The organism is Streptomyces phytophilus (assembly GCF_013870535.1).
Classification (GTDB): domain Bacteria; phylum Actinomycetota; class Actinomycetes; order Streptomycetales; family Streptomycetaceae; genus Streptomyces; species Streptomyces phytophilus.
Map to the genome: position 1 here is coordinate 1 of NZ_JACBXC010001495.1, position 1,337 is coordinate 1,337.

Annotated in this window: 2 protein-coding genes; both read left to right on the top strand. The window is 74.8% G+C overall.

Annotation, left to right across the window (positions count from 1 at the left end):
* The first annotated feature begins 109 nt into the window (after nucleotides 1–109).
* Nucleotides 110–835 carry a class I SAM-dependent methyltransferase gene (locus H5J30_RS33670; protein ID WP_181791565.1) on the top strand — a complete coding sequence of 242 codons (726 nt, stop codon included), beginning with the start codon at nucleotides 110–112 and terminating at the stop codon, nucleotides 833–835.
* A partial coding sequence (locus tag H5J30_RS33675) for a prenyltransferase/squalene oxidase repeat-containing protein (protein ID WP_508471227.1) occupies nucleotides 832–1,337 on the top strand: 506 nt, incomplete at its 3' end. The genes H5J30_RS33670 and H5J30_RS33675, both read left to right, overlap by 4 nt.

Here is a 1,337-nt window from a genome sequence, read left to right on the forward strand (position 1 = left end):
GGATGCCGGATCCACGCCGCGCCGCGCCGGCCGCCCGCCCCCTCGCGCACTCCTCTCCCCCGCCCCTCCCCGCCCCCGTACGCCTCCCGCCCACCCCTCCGGAGGAGACTTGCTGACCGTCGACTTCACCCGCTTCCCGCTCGCGCCCGGCGACCGCGTGCTCGACCTCGGCTGCGGCGGGGGGCGGCACGCCTTCGAGTGCTACCGGCGCGGCGCCCGCGTCGTCGCCCTCGACCGCGACGGCGCCGAGATCCGCGAAGTGGCCCGCTGGTTCGCCGCGATGAAGGAGGCGGGCGAGGCCCCGGCGGGCGCCACCGCCACCGCCGTCGAAGGCGACGCCCTCGCCCTGCCGTTCCCCGACGACAGCTTCGACGTCGTCATCGTCTCCGAGGTGATGGAGCACATCCACGACGACAAGGGCGTGCTCGCCGAGGTCGTGCGCGTGCTGCGCCCCGGCGGCCGGATCGCGGTCACGGTCCCCCGCTACGGCCCCGAGAAGGTCTGCTGGGCCCTGTCGGATGCGTACCACGAGGTCGAGGGCGGCCACATCCGCATCTACAAGGCGGACGAACTGGTCGGCAGGATCCGCGAGTCGGGCCTGACGCCGTACGGCCTCCACCACGCGCACGCGCTGCACTCCCCGTACTGGTGGATCAAGTGCGCCGTCGGCGTGGACAACGACCGGTCGCCGGCCGTGCGCGCGTACCACAAGCTGCTGGTCTGGGACATCATGAAGAAGCCGCTGGCCACCCGCCTCGCCGAGCGGCTGCTCGACCCCGTCGTGGGCAAGAGCGTCGTCGTGTACGCGACCAAGCCCCACGAGGGCGGCCGGTGACGGGTTCCGGGCGCACAGATCACCTGGTCCTGCCCGGCGTGCTCGACGCCGTCGAGGTGGCGCAGACCGTCGCCGGGATCGCCGCCGAGCAGCGGGACGACGGGGCGATCCCGTGGTTCCGCGGGCACCACCTCGACCCGTGGGACCACACCGAGGCGGCGATGGCCCTGGACGCCGCGGGCGAGCACGCGAGGGCGGAGGCGGCGTACGAGTGGCTGCGCCGGCACCAGCTCGCGGACGGCTCCTGGTACGCGGCGTACGCGGACGGGGACGCGGCCCGGCCGACCGACCGGGGCCGGGAGACGAACTTCTGCGCGTACCCCGCGGTCGGCGTCTGGCACCACTATCTGGCTACCGGCGACGAGGCGTTCCTGCGCCGGATGTGGCCGGTGGTGCGCGGGGCGATGGAGTTCGTGCTGCGGCTCCAGCAGCCGGGCGGCCAGGTGGGCTGGAAGCGCGAGCCGGCGGACGGCGGGGTCCGCACCGACGCGCTGCTGACCGG